The sequence below is a fragment of the Kribbella sp. NPDC104218 genome (assembly GCF_055584105.1).
The window spans coordinates 1,050,812-1,075,409 of sequence record NZ_JBVJMQ010000002.1 but is presented as its reverse complement, the minus strand read 5'-3'; the positions used below and the strand labels follow the sequence as shown (position 1 = coordinate 1,075,409).

Sequence of the window (24,598 nt, the reverse complement as noted above, 5' to 3'; positions counted from 1 at the left end):
AGACAGCACGAGCATGGCAACCATTCGTACGGCCAAGGCGCACTGGGAAGGTTCGCTGATCGAGGGCGCCGGGCAGGTCAGCCTGGAGTCGTCCGGTGTCGGTACCTACGACGTGTCCTGGGCGTCCCGCGCGAACGACGCGAACGGCAAGACCAGCCCGGAGGAGCTGATCGCCGCCGCGCACGCGTCCTGCTTCTCGATGGCGCTGTCGCACGCGCTGACCGGCGCCGGGAACGCTCCGGAGGCCCTGGACACCACGGCCGACGTCACGTTCCAGCCGGGTGAGGGCATCACCGGCATCAAGCTGTCCGTCAACGGCAAGGTCCCGGGCCTGACCGCCGACGAGTTCGCGGAGTTCGCCGAGGGCGCGAAGAAGAACTGCCCGGTCTCGCAGGCGCTGGCCGGCACCACGATCACGCTGGACGTCACCTTCACCGCCTGAACCACCCCGACGTACGACGGCGCCCCGGTCACCGCGACCGGGGCGCCGCTGTCTGTCCGCTACTCCGCGGCGGGCGCGGGCTCGTGCGGCTCCTCGGCCTTCTCGGTGCCGCTGCCGACACCGGAGGAACCGGTGCTGGCCGGGTCGCGGGTGGTCAGGTTGCCGACCCGGAGCACCTCGCCGTTGCGGACGTACCAGGTGGTGCCGTCCTCGCCGCGCAGCGTGGTGATCCGCAGGCCGACGGCGACCACGGTGCCGGTCGCCTTCTCCATGTCGATCAGGTCGCCGACGCCGTACTGGTCCTCGAAGATCATGAAGACGCCGGCCAGGAAGTCCTTGACCAGGGTCTGGGCGCCGAAGCCGAGGGCGACGCCGATGATGCTCGCGGACGCGATCACCGGCAGGATGTTGAAGCCGAGCTCGGCCAGCACCATCACCACCAGGACCGCGGTCAGGATGATCGTCACCGCGCTGCACAGCAGCGAGCCGATCGTCTCGGCCCGCTGGGCCCGGCGCTCGGTGGCCAGGGTGTTCTCGACGAAGTCCTGACCGAGGCGCGATTTGGCCAGCACGCCGGCGACGGCGCCGTTCCCGGTCTTCCGGGCGAACCGCCGGATCACCTTGTGCAGCACCCAGCGCAGCACGAAGAAACCGATGATCAGGCCGGCGATCCGGGCCGGCACCATGACGATGTTGTCGGTCACTTCCAGCTTGCCGTCGTTACCCATCCGGAAGAAGGTTGGGAACGCCTCCGGCAGGGAAAGCAGGGGGTGACCGATCATGGACACAAGGTAACTGGTCAGAATAGGCATCTCGCCGCCCGATGATAGCGAGCTCCGCGAAGAGGATCACGGGGCCCGAAGAGTGACAAGGGAGACGGACGCATGGCCAGCCGGCTGGACGACGAGCTGCTCAGGCTCGTAAGCGCGGGCGTGCTGCGCCAGTACCAGGCCGACGCGCTGCGCGAGGCAGCCGACGCCGAGGTGGACGCCGCACTCGCGGACCCGGGCCGGAAGCGGCCGGAGCCCCCGCCCGCGCCGCCGGTGAAACCGCGGACTCCGCCGGCCGCGACGCACACCAACGCTCTGGTCGAGGTGCTCGGCTACATCGGCGGTGCGTTGCTGCTGGGCGCTGTGGCGCTCCTGACGCTGGCCAACTGGGGTGAGATGGGCCGTGCGGCCCGCATCAGCACCGGGGCCAGCGCAGCGGTCGCTCTACTCGGTTCTGCGGTCGTCCTGGCGCTGCTGAAGCGCCGGGAGACACTTGCCTCGGCGCTGGCGTCGCTCGGCTGCTGTGTGGCCGGTTTCGCGGCGTACGTCGCCATCGAGGGGGAGACCGGCCGACTCGTCGGTGTCGGGCTTGCCCTCGCGCTGGCCGTGGTGGGGCTCTGGCGGCTCGCCGGCTCATCGTTGCTGGTAGCAACGTTCGGCATCCTGGCCGTCGGGGTCCTGGTGCTCACCTCGGACGTGCTGACGCCGTCGGACGGCTCCGGGACGAACAGCGCCGGTATCGCCGGGACGGGGTTCATCCTGGTTGCGTTCGTGCTGGCCATGCTCGGCCTGGTCCGGGACCAGGTGACCGCCTGGTCGCTGGCCGGGGCCGCGATGTTCAGCTCGTCGATCTGCTGGCTGATCCAGGAGCGCGGCGAGATCATGGCGCTGGCGGTCGGTACCGCCGGCCCGGCGGCGCTGCTGGTCGCCTACGGGTTACGGCGGGCTTCGGCGTACGCCGTGGTCGGTTGCTCGATTCTGCTGGTCATCTGGCCGACTGCGCTCTACCAGCTCACCGACAACGTCGCAGGCGTGGCGATCGGGCTGGTCGTGGCCAGTGTGGCGCTGCTGTTCGCCGTGCTGCTGCTGAGTCGGCGACGGGTGGCTGACTGACACGGCGCTGCGTTACCCGCCAGGGGCCGGAATACGGCAGACTCGCTGAGGTGACTGCTCCCACCCCGGCCCTTGTCGAGCTTGCGGTTGCCCATGGTGTGGCGACGGAGTACTGGAACTGGCAAGGCGAGCATGTGATCGTCTCGACCGAGGTCGTGTCCGCAGTGCTCGCAGCACTCGGTGTTGACGCGTCGACGCCGGAGAAGGCCGCGCTGGCACTCGATGAGCACCAGGAGGCGCGCTGGCGCCGGACGCTACCGCCGACTGTGGTGATGCGAGCTGGATGGACGCCGTGGTTCGCCGTCCATCTGCCGCACGGCTCCACGGCCGAGGTGTGGGTGGACCTGGAGGACGGCGGTCAGCGTCGGGACATCCCGCAGCAGGAGCACTGGGTCGAGCCTGAGTGGGTCGACGGCGTCCAGGTCGGTGAGGCGACGTTCCAGCTGCCAGGCGACCTGCCGCTCGGTTACCACCGGTTGTGCGCCCGGATCGGTACCAACCCGGAGATCTCGGTCAGCACGCTCATCGTCACTCCGGCCAAGCTGGAGCCGGAGAAGCTGCAGCGGACGTGGGGCTGGGTGCTCCAGCTGTACTCCGTCCGCTCGCGGCGTTCTTGGGGGATCGGTGACCTGCATGACCTGGCCGACCTCGCAGCATGGTCCGCGAACGACCTGGGCGCCGGGTACGTCCTGATCAACCCGCTGCACGCGGCGGAGCTGGCCGGCCGGATGGAGCCGTCGCCGTACCTGCCCGCGTCCCGCCGGTTCGCGAACCCGATCTACCTGCGCATCGAGGACATCGACGAGTACGGCGACCTCGCACCGGCCGAGCGGGACCGCGTCCGCACGCTGAGCCTGCAGGCCCGCGCGCTGAGTGAAGACTCGAACGCGCTGGACCGCGACACGGTCTGGGCGACGAAGCGTGAGGCGTTGCAGCTGCTGTTCGGCGTCCGGCCCTCGATCGGCCGCATCGCGGAGTACGGCGCGTACTGCGATCGCGAGAGCCAGGGGCTGATCGACTTCGCGACCTGGGCGGCGATTGCCGACGTCCACGGGCCGGAGTGGAGCAAGTGGCCCGAGGAGCTGCAGGAGCCGACCAGTCCGGCGGTGGTCGCCTTCCGGAACGACAACCCGGACGCCGTCGAGTTCCACTGCTGGCTGCAGTGGCAGCTGGACGAGCAGCTCGGCCGGACGCAGGCGCGGGCGAAGGCGGCCGGTATGTCGCTGGGCATCGTCCACGACCTCGCTGTCGGCGTACACCCGGACGGCGCGGACGCATGGGCGCTGCAGCACGTGCTCGCGTCCGGCATCCACGTCGGTGCGCCGCCGGACGCCTTCAACCAGCAGGGGCAGGACTGGTCGCAGCCGCCGTGGCGGCCGAACGCGCTGGCTGAGACCGGGTACGCCGCCTGGCGGGACCTGGTTCGCGCCGTCATGCGTCACGGCGGTGGGCTGCGGATCGACCACATCCTCGGCATGTTCCGGCTCTGGTGGGTGACCGCACCGGACCGGCCGACCGAGGGGACGTATGTCCGCTACGACCACGAGGCGCTGATCGGCATCCTGGTTCTGGAGGCCACCCGCGCCGGAGTCACTGTCGTGGGTGAAGACCTCGGCACTGTCGAGCCGTGGGTGCGTGACTACCTGACCGAGCGCGGCGTCCTCGGTACGTCGGTGCTGTGGTTCGAGCGTGATGCGGATGGCAAGCCGCTGGCGCCGGAGCGCTGGCGAGAGCTCTGCCTGGCCACAGTCACCACACACGACCTCCCACCGACCGCTGGCTATCTCGCCGGCGACCACGTCGAGCTACGCAACCGCCTCGGCTTGCTGACGCGTCCGGTGGCAGAAGAGCTGGCCGTCGACGAGGCCGACCGGGACGCCTGGCTGGACGCGCTACGCGAGCGGCACCTGCTCAGCTACATCGACGGCGACGTCGAGCGCATCGTCGAGGCCCTGCACCAGTACGTCGCGCACACGCCGGCCAAGCTGGTCGGCGTCGCACTGACGGACGCCGTCGGCGAACGCCGGACCCAGAACCAGCCGGGCACGACGGACGAATACCCGAACTGGCGCGTGCCGCTCGGCGGCCCGGACGGCGAACCCGTCCTGATCGAGGACCTGCCGAACAATCTCCGGCTGCGCCGATTGATCGGCGCATTAACGATCTAGTGATCGAGAGAAACGATCTAGCTTTCCGTAATTTTCCGCTAACTCGCTGTTGACAATAGATTTGAAAGCTTGTTTTCTATTGGTCAATACGAAGGCGCCTTCCTTCACTGTCACCGCCCCCACAGTTGAAGGAGTTTCCGCATGCTGCGTTCCCGCAAGATCACCATGGCCGGTGTCGCCGTCGGCGCCCTGGCCCTCACCAGCACCCTGTTCACCGCCCCCCTGGCCTACGGCCACGGGTACACGACGAATCCGGTCAGCCGGGCCAAGAACTGTCAGAGCGGCGCCGTCTCGAACTGCGGCAACATCCAGTGGGAGCCGCAGAGCGTGGAAGGCCCGAAGGGCTTTCCCGGCTCGGGACCTGCCGACGGTCAGCTCTGCTCGGCCGGTCTGGGCCAGTTCAATCAGCTGAACGGCGCCAAGACGCCCAACGGCGGCGACTGGCCGCGGACGAACTTGTCCTCAGGTGCGTCGTACGAGTTCAAGTGGTACTTGACCGCGCCGCACGCGACGGCGGACTTCAAGTACTACATCACCAAGAACAACTGGAACCGGAACGCGCCGCTGACGCGCGGCGCGCTCGAGTTGACGCCGTTCCTGAACGTGCCCGGCAACGGCCGTCCCTCGAACAACGTCACGCACCGCGGCACCCTGCCGGGCGGCAAGTCCGGGCACCACGTGATTCTCGCGGTCTGGTCGATCAGTGACACGACCAACGCGTTCTACCAGTGCTCCGACGTCAACTTCTGATCCTTCCGGGCCCGGCTCTCCTTGAAATGACCGCCCTCATTTCAAGGAGTGTGCCGGGCCCTGGGCGGTGCGCGGCGGCGCCGGAGTACTAGGCTGCGGGCTGTGACTCCTCAGTTGGCCGGCCACACGTTGTGGGTGTTCGTCGGCATTCCTGTCCTCGTCATCGCGGTGGTGACGCTGCTGGTGTTCGCGTCGTCGATCGCGAGCGGGCCGCGGTACCGGCCGGGCCTGTCCTGGTGGGCGCCGCCGGTCTGGATCAACGGACCGGTCGCGACCAAGCCCGACCCGGCGAGCCTGCCGGAGCTGCCCGGCGCGTCCAGCGCCCCCGCGACCGCCGGTGCCGGCGTCGCCCGTACGACCGGAGGCGCAAGTGCCAGTTGGTGACGCGTTCACGCCCGATCAGCTCTTCGACATCGAGCGCGCGGTCCGCAACGCCGAGGTGGCGTCCGGTCTGCACTTCTCGGTGTACGTCGGCGGTGCGGACTCCGAGACCCGGCCGTTCGCTCAGGAGCTGCTGAACGAGCTCGACGACCCGGACCACACCGTGCTGGTCTACGTCGACCCGGCGGGCCGCCGGCTCGAGATCGTCACCGGCGCCGAGGCGAAGCGCCAGCTGTCGGACACCGCGGCCGGTCTGGCTGCGCTGACGATGCAGACCTCTTTCGCCACCGGCGACCTCACCGGCGGTCTGGTGACCGGTGTGCAGCAGCTTGGCGCGAATGCGCACCAGGCGCCGTTGCTGCACGCCAACGAGCCCCACAAGCAGTGACCCGGGCCCTGCAGCCGCACCGCATCGAGCTGGACGACGTCGTACTCCGTCCGTTCGTGGCGTCCGACGAGGACGCGGTCGCGGAGGCGCTGCGGGACCCTGACGTACTGCGCTGGACCGCGGGGACTGCGGTGATCCGCACCCCCGCGGGACGGCGGGCTGGTCGCTGGCTACGGCCGCGTCTGGATGCCTGGGCCCAGGGGAACGCGATCTTCGCGATTGCGGACCGGACGACGGACTACGTCCTCGGCAACGTCGCACTGCGCGATGTGCACCGCGTGCCCGACCAGGCGGTCGCGGCGTACTGGGTGAACCCGGCCGCGCGCGGCCGAGCGATCGCCTCCCGTGCGCTGGACGCCGCCGTGCGCTGGGCGTTCGCGCCTGACGGCCTCAACCTGCACCGCATCTCCCTCGACCACGCACTGGTGAACGAAGGCTCCTGCCGCGTCGCTCTGCGCGCCGGCTTCCAGCTGGAGGGCACGATGCGCGACTACTACGTCGAGCCGACCGGTGAGCGGCACGACTCGCACCTGCACGCCCGGCTGGCGACGGATCAGCCAGCCGGTTCGTAGGTCGGGCAGGCCGGGCTCTTGTAGGCCCGCTGCGTCCTGGGCGCCGCGCAGAAGTTGAGCATCTCCGTGGACGACGGCCCTGGCCCTAGGTAGACGACCCACGTATCGAGCACCGGCTCGCCGCTGCTGTTCGCGAAGCCGGGGTACTGGCCGTTCACCAGCATCGCCTTTGCCGGCACGCCGGCGCGGGTGATCTTCGTCGCGGTCGCCTTCGCGAGCCGCCCGGCGTCCAGACCGCCGTCAGCCGTGTACTTCTCCAGGACGACGATCCACTGCCCGGCCTTGAACCCTGGCGACTCCGGACCTGTGTTCACCGGCGCGGCCGAGGTAGTGGTCGCCTTGGCGGCGGAGCGGCTGGCTGGTGGCTTCCGGTCGGCCTTCGTCGCAACGCTCGGGTGCGCGCTCGGTGTGGTCGAGGTGGCCGGCGTCTCGCTCGGCGCGGCGTCCAGCGCGGTGTTGTCCGACGCGGCCGGGGCCCCTCTGGTCAGAATGAATGCGAACGCGGCCGTCATCGCGGCCGCAGCCACGACGGCGGCTCCGATCGCGCTGCGCGACCGTTGCGGTTTTCGCTTACGGCGATGTGATGTCACGGCAAGGGCCCCTCCCCGGACTCCCTTGTACTTCTCCTCAGCTTTCAGCCTAGACGGAAGTGCCGCCGAAGTGAGCCCCGCTCAGGTGGTGAGAATCTCCTTCTGTACAAGGGAATCGCGGTCTGTGTACGACTTCTCACGCTGTGCCGACCAGCAATCGTTTGATCCCTACAGGTCGCGTTCGCGCTACCACTGTCCGGGTCCGGAGGCGATGGTGGCGGTAAAAGCACGCTGAGAACGTCGAGGCATGAGAAAACAGCTATTCGCCGCCGTACTGACGCTGGCCGCGCTGGCTGCGCCGCTGACTGCCCAGGCCGGCCGGTCCACGCTGCAGAAGGACGCCGACGCGATTACGGCCACCGGAGTGACCGGTGTGCTGGCACGGTCGACGACTCCGCACGGCCCTCGCACCGCTGTGAGTGGTGTTTCGGTGCTCGGCGGCCACGCTCCGCGCCCGGACGGTCGCTTCCGGATCGGCAGCACCAACAAGGTCCTGGTCGGGACTGTGGTGCTCCAGCTGGTGGCCGAGCGCCGCATGCGGCTGGAGGACCCGGTCGAGAAGTACCTGCCCGGCCTGGTTCAGGGCAACGGCTACAACGGCCACAAGATCACCATCCGCCAGCTGCTCCACCACACGGCCGGTATCTACGACGGCAACTTCCCCAGCATCGAGAGCGCAGAGGAGTACTACGAACGCCGCTACCGCGTCCACACCGAAGAGGAGATCGTGAAGGCGGGGCTCAGCCACCCGCCGGGGTCCCAGCCCGGCGAACGCTTCGACTACTCCAACACCGGGTACGACCTGGTCGGTCTGGTCATCAAGGCGGTCACCGGTCGAACCTGGCACGAGGAGGTCGACCGACGCATCGTTCGGCCGTTGGGCCTGCGGGACACCTATTTCCCGCGGACGAACCCACGCATCGCCGGTCCACACGCCCACTCGTACACCCGCTTCACTCCCGGCGTGTACACCGACACCACCGAGCTGATCGACGCGGACGCGTCCGGTGGCTACATCTCCACCCTGAAGGACCTGGACCGAATCGTCCGGTCCATCTTCGACGGCAAGCTGCTCAGACCAGCCCAGCTGCGCGAGCTGAAGACCACAGTGCCCGTCACCGGCACCAGCGCCGAGCTGTGGCCAGACGCACGCTACGGCCTGGGTGTGTTCTCCCGCTCGCTCCCGTGTGGCGGCACGATCTGGATGCCCAGCGGCGACCAGATCGGCTTCCGGACCCGTACTGCGGTCACAGCGGACGGCAAGCGCAGCGTCGTGGTGTCCATGTCGTCACAGCTCTTCGACTCCCCGGAGTCCGTCTTCGCCCAGGAGAACGCGGCCAGCAAGCTGATCGACGACCAGCTCTGCCGCTAGACCCCGGACGGGATGCCGTCGAGCTTCGGCTGGGGGCGCGTGTCGAGCGCGTCCTCCAGCCAAGCGTCCACGTCGACGCTGTTGCTGAGGATGTGCTCGACGTACGCGGCGCGCTCGTGGCTGAGCACCTCCAGCTCCCAGACGCACGGTGCGGCGCCGAGTGGCGCGGGGCGGAGGTCGTCGACGTCGTACCCGCTGAACACGCTGAGCCGGGACTGGAAGTCCTTGGACCAGCTCTGCACGACCAGGTAGATCCCGTCGTCGCCCAGGTGCAGTACGACGACGGCCAGGCCGACAGCGCCCATCGCGTCGTCGAAGTCGAGCTGGCGGCTCGCAGTGGTGCGGGCTAGAGCGACCATGTGGTCGTCCCACTGTCGGCCGCGGGCCGTGATGATGTAGGGCTTCACCAGGCGGTGCGGGTCGCGCCAGGGGAGCAGGGGAGTGATCGGGCGTGGGCGGTACGCCTCGGCGAGTCCGGTCAGCGCAACAGCTGCCGCACCGGCCAGGGCGGGGTCAGAGGCAGGCATCCCCTCTGTTCTACCCCGGCCGGGTGCGGACTGTCTTGTTCCGGTCGAATCAGCTCGCGTCGCGGACCTGTGCGGCGATCGCGCGCGTCAGGTCGTCCTGCGCCTCGCTGACGTAGCGGCGGGTCGGGGCGTCCACGGTCGCCGACTCCGCGGCTAGCCACTCGGTCAGCGCGTCCAGCGCCGACTGCTCGGCCAGGTTGCGCGGAGACAGGTTGACGAGCACGTTCTCGCCCATGGACGAGCCGAGCCGCGTGTAGACGTCCTTGGCCGCGGTCAGGTACTTGCCGACGTACGGACGCAGCAGCTCCTCCTGGCCGGGCTGCTGGAACCCGAGGATGGTCCGGTACTGCGTCTCGTTCGGGGTGTCGTCCGACTCGACCGCGATCCGCCAGGCCTCTTCCTTCGCCTCGGCCGTCGGCCGGGCTGCCCGCGCCTGTGCGGCCCGCTCCTGGCCGGTGATCGTGGTGTCCCGGGTCAGCTCGTCGTCGATCTCGTCGGCGCCGACACGGCCCAGCCGGGCCAGGGCGACGACCAGCGTCCAGCGGAGGTCGGTGTCGACGACCAGGCCGGTCGGCAGGTCGCGCCCATCCAGCCAGCCGGCCAGCCGGTCCGCACCGGCGTCCGAGAACACCGCGCTGGTGTACGCCCGCGTGAAGGCGAGCTGGTGGTCGCTACCGGCTTCGGCGTCCGCCACCAGGCTTGCCAACGCCTCCTCGAACTGCGCCCGCAGCGCGGGCCGGTTCGCCGGAGCGGTGAACAGGTTGATGGCGCTGGTGGCCTGGCCGAGCAGCGAGCGGACGCCGGTCAGGTCGCTCTCGGCCCGGATGCCGCGCAGCACGATGCCGACGTACTGGCTGGCCGGCATCTCGGCGTCCCGGGTCATGTCCCAGGCGGCGCCCCAGGCGAGAGCCCGCGGCAGCGACTCGGTCAGCTGGTCGATCGACTCGACCAGCGTCGCCCGGGAGCGCTCGTCCAGCCGGATCTTCGCGTAGGTGAGGTCGTCGTCGTTCAGCAGGACCAGATCCGGCTGTGTTGCGCCGACCAGCTCCGTCAGCTCGGTACGCGCACCGTCGATGTCCACCTCGAACCGGTCGGTGCGGACCAGGCCCGCGTCGGTGCGCCGGTACAGACCGACGGCCAGCCGGTGCGGCCGCAGCGTCGGGTAGCTCTCGACCGCGCTCTGCTCGATCGCGAACGAGGTGAACGCGCCGGAGTCGTCGACGGCGAAGTCGGCGCGCAGCGTGTTCACACCGGCGGTGCGCAGCCAGCGCTCGGTCCAGTCGTCGAGGTCGCGACCGGACGCCTTCTCCAGCGGCTTCAGCAGATCGGTCAGCTCGGTGTTGCCGAACGCGTGGTCGGCGAAGTACTCCTTCAGCGCGGTGATGAAGGTGTCCTCGCCGACGAACGCCACCAGCTGCCGCAGCGTCGACGCGCCCTTGGCGTAGGTGATGCCGTCGAAGTTCACCTCGACGGCGTGGAAGTCGACCATGTCGGCCGCGATGGGGTGCGTCGACGGCAGCTGGTCCTGCCGGTAGGCCCAGTTCTTCCGGGCGTTGCAGAACGTCGTCCAGGCGCCGGCGTACTTCGTGGTGGCCGTGGCCTGCGCCCAGTGCGACGCCCACTCGGCGAACGACTCGTTCAGCCAGAGGTCGTCCCACCAGGTCATCGTGACCAGGTCGCCGAACCACATGTGCGCCAGCTCGTGCAGAACGGTGTTGGCGCGGCTCTCCAGCTCCGCATGTGTGGTGCGGCTGCGGAAGATGTACTCGTCCCGCAGCGTCACGCAGCCGGCGTTCTCCATCGCGCCCATGTTGTACTCCGGCACGAACGCCTGGTCGTACTTGTGGAACGGGTACGGCGTCCCGAACGCCTCCTCGAACAGCGCGAAGCCCTGTTTGGTCACCTCGAACAGGTCCTCGGTGTCCAGCGCCTCCTTGAGCGACGGCCGGCACAGCAGCGACAGCGGGTACGTCCCGTGCGGGCCCTCGTAGGAGTCGGTGACCACGTGGTACGGACCGGCGACCACAGCGGTGATGTACGTCGACATCCGCTCGGTCGGCGGGAACTCCCAGCGGGCCAGCTCCTCACCGCTCGGACCGGCGTACGGCGTCGGCTCGGGCGTGGGGGAGTTCGAGATGACCACCCAGCGCGCCGGCGCGGAGACGGTGAACGTGAACGGCGCCTTCAGGTCCGGCTGCTCGAAGGTCGCGAACACTCGGCGCGCGTCCGGCACCTCGAACTGCGTGTAGAGGTAGGTCTCCTTGTCGGCCGGGTCGACCGAGCGGTGCAGCCCTTCACCGGTGCGCGAGTACAGGCAGTCGGCGACCACGCGCAGCTCGTTGCGCTCGGCCAGCCCGTCGAGCTGGATCCGGGCGCCGTCGTACACCGCGTCCGGCGCCAGCGAGCGGCCGTTCAGCGTCACCTCGCGGACCTGGTCCGCGATCAGGTCGGCGAACGTGCTCGCGCCGTCCGTCGCGGCGAAGGTGATCGTGGTCACGGACGGGAAGGTCGGCGCGCCGCCGGGGGCGTTGGTCAGGTCGAGCTCGATCGCGTAGCTGACGTCGCTGACCACGCCGGCACGGGTACGCGCCTCGTCGCGCGTGAGGTTGGTTCCAGGCATATCGGCATCCTATGCACCCGCTCCGCGAGTTGGCCGACGGTTTCCCCGCGACATCGGCCGATGGATACCAACCCGGTACCTAGTTCGGCAACCTCATATACTTATTCAATGACCGCCGCTGCTGATTTCTGGTTCGATCCGGCCTGCCCCTGGGCCTGGATGACGTCTCGCTGGATGCTCGAGGTCGAGCAGGTCCGCGATGTCCGGACGACCTGGCACGTGATGAGCCTGGCCGTGCTGAACGAGGAGCGTGACGAGCACGACGCCAACTGGCACCGCAAACTCGGGATCACCCGGGTGCTGATCGCCGCCGAGCAGGCGCACGGCGCCGAGGTGCTGCTGCCGCTGTACACCGCGCTCGGCACCCGCATCCACAACGAGCGCCGCGGCACCCAGGACGAGAACGTCCTGCCCGAGGCGCTCGCCGAGGTGGGCCTGCCGGCCGCCCTGCTCGAGGCCGCGACCACCGACCGGTACGACGACGCCCTGCGCAAGTCGCATTTCGCCGGGCTGGACCAGGTCGGGATGGAGGTCGGGACGCCGATCATCTCGGTCGAGGGCTCGGCCTTCTTCGGGCCGGTGGTGACGCCGATCCCGCGCGGTGAGGCGGCCGGCAAACTGTGGGACGGCGTCCGCCTGGTGGCCGCGACCGACGGCTTCTTCGAGCTCAAGCGCAGCCGCGACCGGCGGCCGAGTTTCGACTGACGTGCAACCCCTGACCAGCACGATTCGGTCCAGGGTTCAAGGCTTGAACTGAGTACCCCGAGACGGTGAAGGTTGCTCACCAACGGGAATTCTTCAAGTGGTGAGTAGGTGTCACATGACGTTACGTGACGAGCGGCAGTCCGAGCTCGGAGTCGTCCCCGCCGGCGTGACCGCCGGTATCGCCGTGTTCGACCGGCACACCGGCCGGTTCGTGCAACAGTCCGACGCGGATCATCGGTTTCGCTCCGCGTCGGTGGTGAAACTGCTGATCGTCCTCGACCTGCTCTGGGACCGCGGTCCGGCGTACGGCGTCGACCCCGCGGACCGGAGCCGGCTCGAAGTGATGCTGCGCAGCAGCGACGACGACGCGGCCAGCTACTACTGGGACGCTCGGGGCGGCGCCGCCATCGTCGAGCGGATGGTGCGGCGGCTCGGTCTGACGCACACCGCGGGTCCGCCGCCCACTCACCCGGGCTTCTGGGGCTACGTGGCGATCACCGCGGCCGACACCGTCCGGATCTACCGCTACATCCTCGACCACGCGCCGCGCCCGGTGCGCGAGTTCGTGATGGAGCTGCTGCACGAGCCGACCCGCTACGGGACGGACGGCTTCGACCAGTACTTCGGGATCGCCTCGGTTTTCGATCCTGATTTCAGTATCAAACAGGGCTGGTCCGGCTTTCTCGGGTCCAGCGGCTTCGGCTCCGACCGGGCCAAGCCCCTGGACAGCGCGGTCGACCTGGTGAGCGATGCGCTGCACACCACCGGCACGGTCGGTAAGAACGACCGCTGCATCGTGTCCGTCTACACGCTGCATCCGCGCGGCACGCAGTACGGCAAGGCGTACACCGATGTGACCCGGCTGACCCGCGCGCTCGTCGTACCGGGTGCGGTGCGGACGACGGGGAGCTGGCTGGAGACCACTGGCGTGGGTGTGCGGGTGCGGACGGCGCCGAACACCTCCTGCGGCATCCTCGGCCAGCTGCCGGCCGGGGTCGAGGTGCTGGTCAGTGGGCAGCGGCAGGGCGAGTTCATCGACGCGCCGCCGCGCTCCAGCGACTGGTGGGCGTATCTGCCCAAGTACGGCGGCTACGTGACCACTGTGTACGTCGGGTCGGGTGCACCCAAGCTGCCAGGCGTTCCGGTGTATCAGTAGATTGCACTCCATGCGAGTGCACATCGGCTCCGACCACGCCGGCTTCGAGCTCAAGAACCACCTGGTCCAGCACCTGACCGCCGCGGGACACGACGTCGTCGACCACGGCCCTGCCGTGTACGACGCGGTCGACGACTACCCGCCGTTCTGCCTGCGCGCCGGTGAGGGCGTCGCCGGCGACCCCGGCAGCCTCGGCATCGTGATCGGCGGGTCCGGCAACGGCGAGCAGATCGCAGCGAACAAGGTGAAGGGCGTACGGGCCGTACTGGCCTGGAGCACCGACACCGCGAAGCTGGGGCGCGAGCACAACAACGCGAACGTCGTCAGCGTCGGTGCGCGGATGCACTCGACGGAGGAAGCGACCGGGTTCGTGGAGGCGTTCCTGGCCACCGACTACTCCGGCGAGGAGCGCCACACCCGCCGGATCGACATGCTGACCGCCTACGAGTCGACGGGCGAGCTGCCGCCGGTCTCCTGACCTTCGTCCGCGTCGGCCGGCTCCGGCGGGAGCACTGCGCGACGTCTGCCCGGCTCGCGCGGCTGGGAGACGTCGCGAGCTCGCATCGACCGGCTGACGCCGACAACGGCCGGTGTCGACGGACCGGACCGGCCCTTGGCCGGTGTGCCACCTGCAATCGCCATAAGAGGAATCATGCCTGAAGGACACACGCTGCACCGGCTGGCGAACGACGTCTGGGACGCGTTCGGTGGCCGACCGGTCCGGGCGTCCAGTCCGCAGGCCCGCTTCATCGAGGGCGCCGCGCTACTCGACGGGCACGTGCTGCGGCTGACAGAGGCCCACGGCAAGCACTTCCTGGCGGACTTCGAGGGCGCGGGCTGGCTGCACATCCACCTCGGTCTGATCGGCAAGGTCTCATTCGGAACGGCTCCGATCCCGGAGCCGGTCGGCGCCGTCCGGCTGCGGTTGCAGAACGACGCGGCGTACGCCGATCTGCGCGGTGCGACCGTCTGCGAGGTCATCACCGACGACGAGCGGGAGGCGCTGATCTCCCGGCTCGGTCCGGACCCGCTGCGCGACGACGCCGACCCGGAGCTGGCGTGGAAGCGGATCCACCGCAGCAAGCTGCCGATCGGGCAGCTGCTGATGAACCAGGACGTGTTGAGCGGTGTGGGCAACGTCTACCGCGCCGAGGTGCTGTTCCGCGCCAAGCTGCACCCGATGACCCGCGGTCATCTGGTCAAGAAGCGTGAGTGGCAAGGCATGTGGGACGACCTGCTCGAGCTGATGAAGTACGGCGTCGAGACCGGTCGCATCGACACCGTTGCCGACGACCACACGCCGGAGGCGATGGGGCGCGATCCGCGGCAGGACGACCACGGCGGCGAGGTGTACGTCTACCGCCGTCAGGGGCAGCGTTGCTACGTCTGCCAGTCGGTGGTGCGCACCGAGATCCTGGCCGGACGCAACCTTTTCTGGTGCCCCAAATGTCAGCGCACCGGACTCACCCGCAAGTAATCTGAACAGTTATCAAGTTTTCTGGTGCGCGGACCATGGAGTGCCGTTATCTTCTTCACACCATGATCAGGAGCGGCGGTCGCGCGTTGGTGCATCGGGTCGGCCGCCGGGTCGTCGCGCTGGTCAGACGCGTCCGCCGGATCCATCCGCTGGCCTTCTTCGCGCTGCTGTCCTGCTCGCTGGTTGTCGCTGCTGCGAGTGCTACTTGGCCGATGCACGTCCCGGCGTCCGCGCTGGTCATTCCGTTGCTGCTCGGCGGTCTGGTGCTCGGCTTCCGGCAGCTGGTTGTTCTGACCTTGCTGACGCTGATGATCGCGTCGTTCGTTCTGGTGTCGCGTGATCAGCCCACTCCGACGACTGGCTTCGTGCTGGTGCTCGGTGTGGTCGGCTGGATCGTCATAGCGGGCGCGAAGGTGCGCAACCAGCTCGGAGTGCCTGGTACGCGCGGTGAGTCGATGCTGATGGAGCTGCGCGACACTCTGACCGCGCAGGGCGAGCTGCCGCCGCTACCGAGTGGCTGGCGAGCCGAAGTGGCGATTCGCTCGGCCGGACGGTCGAAGTTCTCCGGGGACTTCGTAGTGTCGACGACTCGCGACCACATGCTCGAAGTGGCGCTGGTCGATGTCTCCGGCAAAGGAGTCGACGCGGGGACGCGCGCTCTGCTGCTGTCCGGTGCCTTCGGCGGGCTGCTGGGCGTCGTGCCAGTGGAGGAGTTCCTGCCGTCGGCGAACCACTACCTGCGCCGCCAGGACTGGGAGGACGACTTCGCCACCGTCGTCCACCTGGCGATCGACCTGCGGACCGGTGACTTCGCCGTCCGCACCGCCGGTCATCCGCCGGCGATCCAGTTCGACGCCTGGTCCGGGCGGTGGCAGTCGCGGGATGCGGACGGGCCGCTACTCGGTCTGATGGAGGCGCCGGCGTTCGAGCCCAACCATGGCGTACTGAAGCCGGGTGATGCGCTGTTCCTCTACAGCGACGGAATGGTCGAGACGCCGCTGCGTGACATCGGCCGGGGTACTGACCGGCTGGCCGGGCATGCGGAACGCCTGGTGGCACAGGGATTCGCCGGTGGCGCCGACGTCCTGGTCAAGGCCGCCGGGGGACCGGGCGACGATTCCGCGATCGTCATCGTGCACCGGCTCGCGCACGGCTGACCGCGGTCCGCTGTAGCCTGCTGCGTCGTGACGTTCGATGAGCTGGTCGCGATCATGCCGGCCGAGATCCGCGAGGTCTTCCCGCCGCATCACTGGCAGCTGGAGAAGCTGTGGGCCCTCGACCTGAAGGTCGAGCCGGTCGAGGTCGCGGACCTGCTCTGGATGTTCGACCTGCCGCTGTGGGAGCTCGACGGCGAGCGGTTCAAGGTGACGCCGAACCAGGTCACCGAGACCCCGATGAACTTCCGCACGCTCTACCAGCGAGTGATGGACGCCGACCTCGACCGGCCGATCAACCTGGTCGCCTACCGCGGCCGGCTCGTCGTCCTGGACGGCATGCACCGCCTGCTCAAAGCCCACTTCCTGCGCCGCCGCTGGATCGAGGCCACGATCGCGACGGCCACTCAGCTACAGTCGTGCGCACCTTGACATCTGACTGAGGTGGTGATGGTGATGCGTCACTATTACCATGGATGACATGACAACCGACGAATACGTCCCGAGCTCCTCCGACTTCGCGCGCGGTCACGTGGAGCAGATCCTCGAGGCCGGCACCACCGACGTCGCCGACGTGATGGGCCTGAAGATCGTCGTGCTGACGATGCGCGGCGCGAAGTCCGGCAAGATCCGCAAGACCCCGGTGATGCGGGTCGAGCGCGACGGCGTGTACTGCGCGGTGGCCTCCCTCGGCGGCGCGCCGAAGAACCCGGTCTGGTACTACAACCTCAAGGCCGACCCGAACGTGACCGTGCAGGACGGTGACCAGACCCTCGAGCTGGTCGCGCGCGAGATCGACGGCGCCGAGTACGACGAGTGGTGGGAGCTGGCCGTCGCCGCCTACCCGCCCTACGAGGAGTACAAGACCAAGACGACGCGGAAGATGCCGTTCTTCCTGCTCGAGCCCGCTTCCTGAGGCCCGCTCCGGGCGCGGGCCTTCGGGGAGGTCCGCGCACCGATGCGGCGTGTGTGAACAGCCGGTGACGAACACGGGACCGGCTCTGTGAGACGCTGGCGGCGGCCGGTTCGAGTCGACTCGGCCCGGCGCGCTGCGTCGTCCGAGTTCTGGGAGTCGTCCTGACCACACACGACGCGGTGCGGGAGCCGTTCGTCGGGTCGACGCGGTTGCGTCTGGCCGGACTGGCGCTGCACGCCTATACCGCGAGCGGAACCGTGCTCGCGCTGCTGATCGTCATCGCTGCCATCGACGGCGACGCCGTCCGCGCCCTGTGGCTCGGCCTCGCGGCCCTCGTCATCGACGGGACCGACGGGATGCTCGCCCGCAAGCTGCGGGTCAAGGAGACCATCCCGTGGTTCGACGGCGCGATGCTGGACAACATCGTCGACTACCTGACCTACGCGTTCGCTCCGATCGTTCTGCTCTGGTCCGGCGGTTACCTGCCGTCCGGCGCGTGGGGCGCCGTGCTGGCCGCGCTGCCGTTGCTGGCGTCGAGCTACCAGTTCTGCCGTACCGACGCGAAGACCGACGACCACTTCTTCCTCGGCTTCCCCAGCTACTGGAACGTCGTCGCCTTCTACGTCGTGGTCCTCGGCCTCAGCCCGGCGACCACTGGGGTGATTCTGCTGATCTGCTCGGTGCTGGTCTTCGTGCCGGTCAAGTACGTCTACCCGTCGCGGACCAAGGCCTTCCGCCCGCTGAACCTGCTGACGACGGCGATCTGGCTGGCGTCGTACGCCGTCCTGCTGGCCCAGATGCCGAACCCGCATCCGCTGGTGGTGGCGATCTCGCTCGCCTATCTCGTGTACTACGGGGCGCTCAGTCTGTACCTGACGTTCTGGGTGCCGCGGCGCAAGGTTGCCTGACTTGTTCCTCGGCCTGAGTGCGGCGCTCGCTGCCGCGGTGCTGTTCGGAATCGCTGCGATCCTGCAGGCCGTCGGCTCCCGCAAGGTGCCCACCGAGTCGGAGCTGAGCCCACGGCGGTTCTTCGGCTTCGTTGTCGCGCTGCTGCGCCAGCCCGCCTTCCTGGGTGCGCTGGCGTTGCAGCTGGCCGGCTTCGTCCTGCACTTCGTCGCGCTGCGGTTGCTGCCGCTCTACCTGGCTCAGGCTGGTATCGCAGTCAGTCTGGTGGTCACTGCGCTGCTCGCGACTCGGCTGATGTCCGACCAGCTCAGTTTGCTGGAGTGGTCAGCGGTTATCGCGGTCTGCGTCGGTCTGGGCCTGCTGGCGGTTGCTGCGGGCCATGCGGGGGAGAACGCACCGCATCACGTGCTGACTGTCGGCATCGTGGTCGGTCTGCTCGCCATTGCGGTACTAGGTGCTGTGGCCAGCCGTTCGTCGCGTGGTGCGTCCACAGCGATCCTGGGAATGCTCGCGGGCCTCGGCTACGCCGGTGTGGCCATCTCGGCCCGATTGCTCGACGACAGCTCGATCGGTGCGCTGCTGAGCAGCCCCTCGTCGTACACGCTGCCGCTGAGTGGCGCGCTGGCGTTCGTCCTCTACTCGCTCGCGCTGCAACGTGGTTCGGTCACCCTGGCGACCACGCCGATGATCGCGCTGCAGACGATCACGCCGGCCGCGGTCGGTGTTTTCGTCCTGGACGACGCCGTCCGCGCGGGCTGGTGGCCGCTCGCCGCGCTCGGCTTCCTGCTGTCGGCGGCGGGCTCCCTTGTCCTCGTCCGCTTCGAGTCCGTCAAGGTGTGACTCAGGTCACTTTGGCGGATGTCGACTGGGCTGCGATCCGGTCGACGCAGTGATGACAGCAGTTCAGAACCCGAGGAGTTTCCGATGCGTACCCTGATCACCACCGCGTTCGTTTCGCTCGACGGCGTCGTCGAGGCCCCGGGCGGCGAGCCCGGCCACCGGAGCTCCGGCTGGACGTTCAAGGATCTCGACTTCGTCGAGGCGGCGTACGAGCTGAAGGGCCGCGAGCAGGACGAGGCGACCGCGATGCTGATCGGCCGGGTCAGCTACGAGGCGTTCGCGCCGGTGTGGCCGACGCTGGCGGATTTCCCCAAGTACAACGCGATGCCGAAGTACGTCGTGTCCAGCACCCTGCAGGAGGCCGACCTGGTCGACAACTGGGGTGACATCACCATCCTGCGCACGCTGGACGACGTCGCCGCGCTGAAGGAGACCGAGGGCGGCCCGATCAGCATCCACGGCAGCGCCACCCTGAACCGCAACCTCGCCGATGCCGGCCTGATCGACCGCTACAGCCTGCTCGTCTTCCCGGTCCTGCTGGGCGCCGGCAAGCGGCTGTTCAGCGACACCGACAAGGACAAGCAGCAGCTGACCGTCGTCGAGAGCGAGACCTACGCCAACGGCATCCAGAAGCTCGTGTACGACGTCAAGCGCTGACGTCAGCGCTTGGGCCACTTCCACGGCGGTTCGTCGAGCGGTCCCTGCCCGGCGATGGTCGTGGCGCCGAGGTCCTTGACCAGCTCGATCGTGTGCAGGTCGTCCAGCGCGTCGAGCGCGGCCAGGAATGGCCGGGAGTGCGTCACCAGGATCACCTGCGTCGTCTTGGCGGCCGTCACCACGAGGTTCGCCAAGGCAGGCAGCAGATCCGGATGCAGACTGGTCTCGGGCTCGTTGAGCACGAGCAGCTCCGGCGGCCGCGGTGTCAGCAGTGCCGCTACCCACAGCAGGTAGCGCAGCGTCCCGTCTGACAGCTCTGCACCGGACAGCGGCCGCAGCAGGCCGTGCTGGTGGAAGGCGATTTCGAAACGGCCGGCGTGGTCGTTGATGGCCACGCGGCTGCCAGGGAACGCCTGGTCGACCGCTTCGGCGACGGCGCCCGCTGGGCCGATCTCCTCGATGGTCTGCAGCGCTGCGGCCAGGTCTGCGCCTTCTGGACCGAGGATCGGCGTCCGCGTGCCCAGATGGGCCTGACGAGCCGGAGCATCGGCGTCCGTCCGGAGGTGGTCGTAGAAGCGCCAGGACCGCATTCGCTCCCGCACGAGCAGGAGCTCCGGCGCTCGCTGCGGATCAGCGAACTGGCTGAGCATGCTGTCGAAGGTCGACAGCTCTTGCCCGGCCTGTTCCCATTGGCCGCTGGAGGCCCGGATCCGCACTTGACTGTTGCTGCGCTCCACCAAGAGGGACGCCGGTCGCAGGAACGGCCCTGACCACAGCGACTCGCGTTTGATCTCCGGGTCGCGCCCGAACATGCTGTGGCTGGGAATCGGCAGCCCGAGATCCATCAGGTAGCCGTAGTCGTCGCTGGCGAACCCCATCCGCAGGGAGACCGGACCCATTCGCGTAGTGCCTTGCACGGGCCGGTCGTGTCGGACGAACTCCGGCCCGGCCCACAGTGTCGAGTCGAGCCCGCCCTCGCGCGCCAGCGCGGTCACAGCGCCGTTCCGAGAGGCATCCGCCAGCAGCCGCAACGCCCGATAGAGGCTGGACTTGCCGGTGCCGTTCGCGCCCGTTACGACGTTCAGCCGCCGCAGCGGCACGATGACTCGTCGCAGCGACCGGTACCCCTCGACTGCCAGCGCGTTCAGCATGCCGCCAACGTACCGACCCCCTCCGACAACCTCTGTGAGGTGCCGAAGGGGGCCGGTACAGACCGCGCGTCAGGCCAGGGAGTCTTCCCAGGCTCGGTGGAGGCCGGCGTAGTGGCCTCCGGTGCCGGTCAGGACGTCGGGGGGACCGTCTTCGAGGATCTGGCCGTGCTCCAGGACCAGGACCCGGTCCGCGGTCTCTACGGTGGAGAGACGGTGGGCGATCACGATGGCCGTGCGGTCCGCGAGGATGGTGCGGAGCGCACGCTGGATGAGGCGTTCGCTGGGGATGTCCAGGCTGGACGTCGCCTCGTCCAGGATGAGTACGGCGGGGTCGGCCAGGAAGGCCCTGGCGAACGCGACGAGCTGGCGCTGACCGGCGGACAACCGGCTACCGCGCTTCTCGACCTGGGTCTCGTAACCGTTCGGCAGGGCGGTGATGAACTCGTGCGCGCCGATCACCTTCGCGGCCTCGACCACCTCGTCGAGGGTCGCGTCCGGCTTGCCGAACCGGATGTTGTCGGCGACCGAGCCGGTGAACAGGAAGTTCTCCTGGGTCACCATCACGACCCGCTCGCGCAGGTCGTCCTCGCTGAGGTCGCGCAGGTCCTGGCCGTCGAGCAGCACGCGCCCGCCGGTCGGGTCGTAGAACCGCGACACCAGTTTGGCGATCGTCGTCTTGCCTGCGCCCGTCGTGCCGACCAGGGCGAGCGTCTGACCGGCTGGCACGTCCAGATCGAGACCTGGCAGCACTGTGACGCCGTCGACGTACTGGAAGCGCACTCCGCGCAGCTCGAGGTGCCCACGCGAGTTGGCGGGCCGCACCGGCTTGGCCGGCTCCGGCACGTCCGGCTCCTCGTTCAGCACGCCGGACAGCTTCTCCAGCGCGGCACTGGCGGACAGGAAGGTGTTGTAGAACTGCGAGATCTCCTGCAGCGGCTCGAAGAACTGCCGCAGGTACAGCAGGAACGCGGTCAGCACACCGACGGTCACGTGGCCGTGGTAGGCCTGGTAGCCGCCGTACGCGAGGATGGCGACGATCGTGATGTTGCCGACGCCCTTGATCGACGGCATGAAGATCGCGTTCAGCCGGAACGACTCGTAGTTCGCTTCGCGGTACTGGTCGTTGACGCCGTGGAAGATCTCCTCGTTCCGCGGCTCGCGGCGGAACGCCTGCACCGCGCGGATCCCGGTCATCGACTCGACGAAGTGCACGATGACGAGGACGACGGCCTCGCGCGTCCGCCGGTACACCACGGCCGAGCGGCGCCGGAACCACGCCGTCAGCAGAAGCAGTACCGGAAACGACAGCAGCGCGATCAGACCGAGTTTGAGGTCGAGCACCAGCAGCAGCACCGACGTACCCAGCAGGGTCAGCACGGCCGTCACCAGGCCGTCGAAACCCGTAGCGAGCATTTCGTCGATGACTGCGACGTCCGAGGTCAGCCGAGAGATCACCCGGCCCGACGTGTACTTGTCGTGGAACGCCGGGCTCAGCCGCTGGAAGTGGTCGAAGACGCGGCGCCGGAGGCCTAGCAGGATCGTCTGCCCGAGCCGGCCGGACCGCATCAGGAAGAGCTGCCTCGTGAACGCCTGAAGCAGCGCGCTGACCAGAACCGCGATCACGACGGTGATCAGGACCTGTGGGCCCTCACCGGCCAGAATCGGCGGGATGCCGTTGTCGATGCCGAGGTGGACGAGGTACGGCACGGCGAGCCGCGCTGCGTTCTCCACGACGACGATCACGACCAGCAGCCAGATCAGCTTCTTGTAGGGCCGCAGCAGCTCACCGAGCAGCTTGCGGGAGTCCTCCTTGAGGCGGACGGTCGTTGCCTTCGACAACTCCGCGGTGCCTTCGTCCTCGTAGACACCGCGCCAGGACTGCTCAGAATCGTCCTGCTGAGGAGGTGGCTGCTGGGTCGTCGTCATGCGTGCACCTCCTCTTCTTCCGCCGCTAGCAACTGCCGGTACGCCGGAACGGTTGCCAGCAACTCCTGATGGGTCCCGACGTGGGTGATCGTGCCGCCCTGCAGCAACGCCACCTGGTCGGCCAGCATCACTGTCGACGCGCGGTGGGCGACGACGATGCCTGTGGTCTTGGAGAGCACACTGCGCAGCGCCTCCTCGACCAGAGCCTCGGTGTGCACGTCGAGCGCCGACAGGGTGTCGTCGAGGACCAGAACGGCCGGCCGGGCCAGCACTGCCCGAGCCAGCGCGAGCCGCTGGCGCTGGCCACCGGACAGCGACATGCCCTGCTCGCCGACGCGGGTGTCGAGCCCCCACGGCAGGTCGTTGGCGAACTCGGCCTGCGCCACCTGCAGCGCCTGCTGGATGTCCGCCTCGGTCGCCTCCGGACGGCCGAGGGTGAGGTTCTCCCGGACGCTCATCGAGAACAGCGTCGGGTCGTCGAACGCCGACGCGACAGCTGTCCGCAGTGAGTTCAGGCTGAGCTCCCGGACGTCGTACCCGTCGATGGTGATCCGCCCGGCGGTGACGTCGTACAGGCGGGGGACCAGCGCGGTCAGCGTGGTCTTGCCCGAGCCGGTGGCGCCGACCAGGGCCAGCGTCGTCCCGGGGGTGAGGTCGAGGTTGATGTCGTGCAGGATCTCGGTGGAGTCGTCGGAGAAGGCGAAGCCGACGTGCTCGAAGCGCAGGTGCCCCCGCGCGCCGGTCAGCTCGACCGGTCCGGACTTGATCACCGAGTGGGTGTCGAGGATCTCGCTGATCCGGTCCGCCGCGGTCATCGCCTCCTGTGACATCGCGAGGATGGCGCCGAGTGAGGTGACCGGCCAGACCAGCGACAGCATCAGCGTGATGAAGGCGACCAGCGTCCCGAGGGTGACCGCCTCCCGGCCGACGGCGAGCGCGCCGAGCAGCAGCACGATCACGAGCGTCAGGTTCGGGATGACGCCGAGGAAGCTCCAGAACCGGGAGGCGAGCCGGACCTTCTCCACCTCGGTGTTGTAGAGCTTGATCGCCTCGTCGTCGAACTGGCCCTGCACGTGCGCCCGGCGTCCGAACGCCTTCACGACCCGGAAGCCGAGCGCCGACTCCTCGATCCGGGTGGCCAGATCGCCCTGCTGGTCCTGCACCTCGCGGGAGATCAGCAGGTACTTCTTCTCGAAGCGCAGCGACAGCCAGACGATCGGCACGGCCGCCGCCAGGACGACGACGCCGAGCGGCCAGTACAGCCGCAGCAGCAGGATCGTGACCACGATCAGCTGCAGGATGTTCATCACGAGGAACAGCAGGCCGAAGCCCATGAACCGGCGAATCGTGGACAGGTCGGTGGTGACGCGGGAGAGCAGCTGACCGCTCTGCCAGCGGGTGTGGAACTCCATCGGCAGCGACTGCAGCCGCACGTAGAGGTCGTGCCGGAGCGAGGCCTCCAGGTCGCTGACGGTGCGGGACTGCGCCATCCGGCGGACCCAGACCAGGATCACTTCGGCGACGCTGAGGCCGAGGGCGAGAAAGGCGAGCGGGACCAGCAGGTCGAGCTCGCGGCGGGTGACGGGGCCGTCGATGATGGCCCGGGTGACCAGGGGGACCGAAAGGCTGACTCCGACGCCCAGCATGGCGGTGGAGAACATCAGCACCAGCCGCCAGCGGTGCGGCCTCAGATAAGGCCGGAGCCGCCACAGGTTGCGGCTGCGTTCAGGAGCTCGTGGAGAGGGATCTGCGATCGAGGGCGCTTGGACAGGGGACTCTGAGGGCATCTGGACGGGCGCACTTCCCATCATCAATCGGCACGGGGGTTCGCGACCGGAAATCGGCGCACTTTCCAGTATCGCTCACCAGGTAAGCGCTTGTCGTCCGTTTTCCATTCCCGGTGGATGAATTACCACTGGTTGCAATAGGCCCGCCGGCGCCCAAGCGGTGACCGGGGTCACAGTCATTGCGAACCGTGATAGATCGGCGGCTCGATTGCCACTTCGTGCAATTTCGC

Annotated in this window: 26 protein-coding genes; 18 read left to right on the top strand and 8 right to left on the bottom strand. The window is 68.6% G+C overall.

The features are described from left to right. The first annotated feature begins 13 nt into the window (after window positions 1-13). Window positions 14-442 carry an OsmC family protein gene (locus ACZ6ZD_RS20855; RefSeq protein WP_465674484.1) on the top strand — a complete coding sequence of 143 codons (429 nt, stop codon included), beginning with the start codon at window positions 14-16 and terminating at the stop codon, window positions 440-442. Window positions 443-501: 59 nt separating this feature from the next. Here ACZ6ZD_RS20855 and ACZ6ZD_RS20850 read toward each other — a convergent pair whose 3' ends face one another. Next, complete coding sequence (locus ACZ6ZD_RS20850) at window positions 502-1,224, bottom strand: mechanosensitive ion channel family protein (protein ID WP_465674482.1); 723 nt, start codon at window positions 1,222-1,224, stop codon at window positions 502-504. Window positions 1,225-1,326: 102 nt separating this feature from the next. Here ACZ6ZD_RS20850 and ACZ6ZD_RS20845 point away from each other — a divergent pair, with 102 nt between their 5' ends. The 6 genes from ACZ6ZD_RS20845 (at window position 1,327) to ACZ6ZD_RS20820 (ending at window position 6,584) form a co-directional block, all read left to right on the top strand. Beyond that, on the top strand, window positions 1,327-2,325 hold the full coding sequence (locus ACZ6ZD_RS20845) for a hypothetical protein (RefSeq protein WP_465674480.1): 999 nt from the start codon (window positions 1,327-1,329) through the stop codon (window positions 2,323-2,325). Window positions 2,326-2,375: 50 nt separating this feature from the next. Further along, window positions 2,376-4,493 (top strand): 4-alpha-glucanotransferase, encoded by a 2,118-nt coding sequence (gene malQ / locus ACZ6ZD_RS20840; protein ID WP_465674478.1) that lies wholly within the window; start codon window positions 2,376-2,378, stop codon window positions 4,491-4,493. A 141-nt stretch (window positions 4,494-4,634) separates the two neighbouring features. Continuing rightward, a complete protein-coding gene (locus ACZ6ZD_RS20835; protein ID WP_465674476.1) occupies window positions 4,635-5,243 on the top strand; it encodes a lytic polysaccharide monooxygenase auxiliary activity family 9 protein in 609 nt (202 codons plus the stop codon). 102 nt (window positions 5,244-5,345) lie between these two features. Beyond that, window positions 5,346-5,627, top strand: coding sequence for an aa3-type cytochrome oxidase subunit CtaJ (gene ctaJ, locus ACZ6ZD_RS20830; protein ID WP_465674474.1), 282 nt, complete (start codon window positions 5,346-5,348; stop codon window positions 5,625-5,627). Next, window positions 5,614-6,012: a DUF5130 family protein gene (locus tag ACZ6ZD_RS20825; protein ID WP_171671250.1), complete on the top strand. Its 399-nt coding sequence runs from the start codon at window positions 5,614-5,616 to the stop codon at window positions 6,010-6,012. Before ctaJ ends, ACZ6ZD_RS20825 begins: the two co-directional genes overlap by 14 nt. Then, window positions 6,009-6,584, top strand: coding sequence for a GNAT family N-acetyltransferase (locus ACZ6ZD_RS20820; protein ID WP_465674472.1), 576 nt, complete (start codon window positions 6,009-6,011; stop codon window positions 6,582-6,584). The genes ACZ6ZD_RS20825 and ACZ6ZD_RS20820 overlap by 4 nt, the downstream gene beginning before the upstream one ends. On the opposite strand, the gene ACZ6ZD_RS20815 is transcribed toward ACZ6ZD_RS20820, so the two are convergent. Then, window positions 6,566-7,174, bottom strand: a complete 609-nt coding sequence (locus ACZ6ZD_RS20815) for a hypothetical protein (RefSeq protein WP_465674470.1) — start codon at window positions 7,172-7,174, stop codon at window positions 6,566-6,568. The genes ACZ6ZD_RS20820 and ACZ6ZD_RS20815 overlap by 19 nt on opposite strands. Window positions 7,175-7,421: 247 nt before the next feature. Between ACZ6ZD_RS20815 and ACZ6ZD_RS20810 the strand changes: the two genes are divergently transcribed. Beyond that, the gene (locus tag ACZ6ZD_RS20810; protein ID WP_465674468.1) at window positions 7,422-8,546 is read left to right on the top strand and encodes a serine hydrolase domain-containing protein; all 1,125 of its coding nucleotides are present in this window, start codon (window positions 7,422-7,424) and stop codon (window positions 8,544-8,546) included. Here the strand turns inward: ACZ6ZD_RS20810 and ACZ6ZD_RS20805 are convergent. Next, complete coding sequence (locus ACZ6ZD_RS20805; RefSeq protein WP_465674466.1) at window positions 8,543-9,073, bottom strand: hypothetical protein; 531 nt, start codon at window positions 9,071-9,073, stop codon at window positions 8,543-8,545. The genes ACZ6ZD_RS20810 and ACZ6ZD_RS20805 overlap by 4 nt on opposite strands. 49 nt (window positions 9,074-9,122) lie before the next feature. After that, window positions 9,123-11,693, bottom strand: coding sequence for an aminopeptidase N (gene pepN, locus ACZ6ZD_RS20800; protein WP_465674464.1), 2,571 nt, complete (start codon window positions 11,691-11,693; stop codon window positions 9,123-9,125). Between the two features lie 108 nt (window positions 11,694-11,801). Between pepN and ACZ6ZD_RS20795 the strand changes: the two genes are divergently transcribed. The 3 genes from ACZ6ZD_RS20795 (at window position 11,802) to ACZ6ZD_RS20785 (ending at window position 14,032) form a co-directional block, all read left to right on the top strand. Continuing rightward, window positions 11,802-12,398 carry a mycothiol-dependent nitroreductase Rv2466c family protein gene (locus ACZ6ZD_RS20795; protein ID WP_465674462.1) on the top strand — a complete coding sequence of 199 codons (597 nt, stop codon included), beginning with the start codon at window positions 11,802-11,804 and terminating at the stop codon, window positions 12,396-12,398. 115 nt (window positions 12,399-12,513) lie between these two features. Beyond that, window positions 12,514-13,554: a hypothetical protein gene (locus tag ACZ6ZD_RS20790; RefSeq protein WP_465674461.1), complete on the top strand. Its 1,041-nt coding sequence runs from the start codon at window positions 12,514-12,516 to the stop codon at window positions 13,552-13,554. A 10-nt stretch (window positions 13,555-13,564) separates the two neighbouring features. Then, window positions 13,565-14,032, top strand: coding sequence for a ribose-5-phosphate isomerase (locus ACZ6ZD_RS20785; protein WP_465674459.1), 468 nt, complete (start codon window positions 13,565-13,567; stop codon window positions 14,030-14,032). Here the strand turns inward: ACZ6ZD_RS20785 and ACZ6ZD_RS20780 are convergent. Beyond that, window positions 13,996-14,196 (bottom strand): hypothetical protein, encoded by a 201-nt coding sequence (locus tag ACZ6ZD_RS20780; protein WP_465674457.1) that lies wholly within the window; start codon window positions 14,194-14,196, stop codon window positions 13,996-13,998. The two genes, ACZ6ZD_RS20785 and ACZ6ZD_RS20780, sit on opposite strands and share 37 nt — an antisense overlap. Window positions 14,197-14,206: 10 nt before the next feature. Between ACZ6ZD_RS20780 and ACZ6ZD_RS20775 the strand changes: the two genes are divergently transcribed. From ACZ6ZD_RS20775 to ACZ6ZD_RS20745, 7 genes are all read left to right on the top strand, one after another. Next, a complete protein-coding gene (locus tag ACZ6ZD_RS20775) occupies window positions 14,207-15,031 on the top strand; it encodes an Fpg/Nei family DNA glycosylase (RefSeq protein ID WP_465674455.1) in 825 nt (274 codons plus the stop codon). A 62-nt stretch (window positions 15,032-15,093) separates the two neighbouring features. Next, a complete protein-coding gene (locus tag ACZ6ZD_RS20770; RefSeq protein ID WP_465674453.1) occupies window positions 15,094-16,188 on the top strand; it encodes a PP2C family protein-serine/threonine phosphatase in 1,095 nt (364 codons plus the stop codon). 27 nt (window positions 16,189-16,215) lie between these two features. After that, window positions 16,216-16,617, top strand: a complete 402-nt coding sequence (locus tag ACZ6ZD_RS20765; protein WP_465674452.1) for a hypothetical protein — start codon at window positions 16,216-16,218, stop codon at window positions 16,615-16,617. Between the two features lie 49 nt (window positions 16,618-16,666). After that, complete coding sequence (locus ACZ6ZD_RS20760) at window positions 16,667-17,101, top strand: nitroreductase family deazaflavin-dependent oxidoreductase (protein ID WP_465674450.1); 435 nt, start codon at window positions 16,667-16,669, stop codon at window positions 17,099-17,101. Between the two features lie 179 nt (window positions 17,102-17,280). After that, window positions 17,281-18,009, top strand: coding sequence for a CDP-alcohol phosphatidyltransferase family protein (locus ACZ6ZD_RS20755; protein ID WP_465674448.1), 729 nt, complete (start codon window positions 17,281-17,283; stop codon window positions 18,007-18,009). Window position 18,010: 1 nt separating this feature from the next. Next, entirely contained in the window at window positions 18,011-18,847 is an 837-nt protein-coding gene (locus ACZ6ZD_RS20750) for a hypothetical protein (RefSeq protein ID WP_465674446.1), read from the top strand. Between the two features lie 84 nt (window positions 18,848-18,931). Further along, window positions 18,932-19,504, top strand: a complete 573-nt coding sequence (locus tag ACZ6ZD_RS20745) for a dihydrofolate reductase family protein (RefSeq protein WP_465674444.1) — start codon at window positions 18,932-18,934, stop codon at window positions 19,502-19,504. Window positions 19,505-19,506: 2 nt separating this feature from the next. On the opposite strand, the gene ACZ6ZD_RS20740 is transcribed toward ACZ6ZD_RS20745, so the two are convergent. From ACZ6ZD_RS20740 to ACZ6ZD_RS20730, 3 genes are all read right to left on the bottom strand, one after another. Next, window positions 19,507-20,655, bottom strand: a complete 1,149-nt coding sequence (locus tag ACZ6ZD_RS20740) for an AAA family ATPase (RefSeq protein ID WP_465674442.1) — start codon at window positions 20,653-20,655, stop codon at window positions 19,507-19,509. Between the two features lie 69 nt (window positions 20,656-20,724). Then, complete coding sequence (locus ACZ6ZD_RS20735) at window positions 20,725-22,581, bottom strand: ABC transporter ATP-binding protein (RefSeq protein ID WP_465674440.1); 1,857 nt, start codon at window positions 22,579-22,581, stop codon at window positions 20,725-20,727. Further along, the gene (locus tag ACZ6ZD_RS20730) at window positions 22,578-24,242 is read right to left on the bottom strand and encodes an ABC transporter ATP-binding protein (RefSeq protein ID WP_465674438.1); all 1,665 of its coding nucleotides are present in this window, start codon (window positions 24,240-24,242) and stop codon (window positions 22,578-22,580) included. Before ACZ6ZD_RS20730 ends, ACZ6ZD_RS20735 begins: the two co-directional genes overlap by 4 nt. Between the last annotated feature and the right edge of the window lie 356 nt (window positions 24,243-24,598).

What these genes read in the sequence shown, in the direction of transcription:
- ACZ6ZD_RS20745 (WP_465674444.1), top strand. Translation starts at nt 18,932, where the DNA reads ATGCGTACCCTGATCACCACCGCGTTCGTTTCGCTCGACGGCGTCGTC.
- ACZ6ZD_RS20805 (WP_465674466.1), bottom strand. Translation starts at nt 9,073, where the DNA reads ATGCCTGCCTCTGACCCCGCCCTGGCCGGTGCGGCAGCTGTTGCGCTG.
- ACZ6ZD_RS20740 (WP_465674442.1), bottom strand. Translation starts at nt 20,655, where the DNA reads ATGCTGAACGCGCTGGCAGTCGAGGGGTACCGGTCGCTGCGACGAGTC.
- ACZ6ZD_RS20850 (WP_465674482.1), bottom strand. Translation starts at nt 1,224, where the DNA reads ATGATCGGTCACCCCCTGCTTTCCCTGCCGGAGGCGTTCCCAACCTTC.
- ACZ6ZD_RS20735 (WP_465674440.1), bottom strand. Translation starts at nt 22,581, where the DNA reads ATGACGACGACCCAGCAGCCACCTCCTCAGCAGGACGATTCTGAGCAG.
- ACZ6ZD_RS20835 (WP_465674476.1), top strand. Translation starts at nt 4,635, where the DNA reads ATGCTGCGTTCCCGCAAGATCACCATGGCCGGTGTCGCCGTCGGCGCC.
- ACZ6ZD_RS20760 (WP_465674450.1), top strand. Translation starts at nt 16,667, where the DNA reads ATGACAACCGACGAATACGTCCCGAGCTCCTCCGACTTCGCGCGCGGT.
- ACZ6ZD_RS20810 (WP_465674468.1), top strand. Translation starts at nt 7,422, where the DNA reads ATGAGAAAACAGCTATTCGCCGCCGTACTGACGCTGGCCGCGCTGGCT.
- ACZ6ZD_RS20790 (WP_465674461.1), top strand. Translation starts at nt 12,514, where the DNA reads ATGACGTTACGTGACGAGCGGCAGTCCGAGCTCGGAGTCGTCCCCGCC.
- ACZ6ZD_RS20785 (WP_465674459.1), top strand. Translation starts at nt 13,565, where the DNA reads ATGCGAGTGCACATCGGCTCCGACCACGCCGGCTTCGAGCTCAAGAAC.
- ACZ6ZD_RS20845 (WP_465674480.1), top strand. Translation starts at nt 1,327, where the DNA reads ATGGCCAGCCGGCTGGACGACGAGCTGCTCAGGCTCGTAAGCGCGGGC.
- ACZ6ZD_RS20780 (WP_465674457.1), bottom strand. Translation starts at nt 14,196, where the DNA reads ATGGCGATTGCAGGTGGCACACCGGCCAAGGGCCGGTCCGGTCCGTCG.
- ACZ6ZD_RS20795 (WP_465674462.1), top strand. Translation starts at nt 11,802, where the DNA reads ATGACCGCCGCTGCTGATTTCTGGTTCGATCCGGCCTGCCCCTGGGCC.
- ACZ6ZD_RS20775 (WP_465674455.1), top strand. Translation starts at nt 14,207, where the DNA reads ATGCCTGAAGGACACACGCTGCACCGGCTGGCGAACGACGTCTGGGAC.
- ACZ6ZD_RS20855 (WP_465674484.1), top strand. Translation starts at nt 14, where the DNA reads ATGGCAACCATTCGTACGGCCAAGGCGCACTGGGAAGGTTCGCTGATC.
- ACZ6ZD_RS20730 (WP_465674438.1), bottom strand. Translation starts at nt 24,242, where the DNA reads ATGTTCTCCACCGCCATGCTGGGCGTCGGAGTCAGCCTTTCGGTCCCC.
- pepN (WP_465674464.1), bottom strand. Translation starts at nt 11,693, where the DNA reads ATGCCTGGAACCAACCTCACGCGCGACGAGGCGCGTACCCGTGCCGGC.
- ACZ6ZD_RS20770 (WP_465674453.1), top strand. Translation starts at nt 15,094, where the DNA reads ATGATCAGGAGCGGCGGTCGCGCGTTGGTGCATCGGGTCGGCCGCCGG.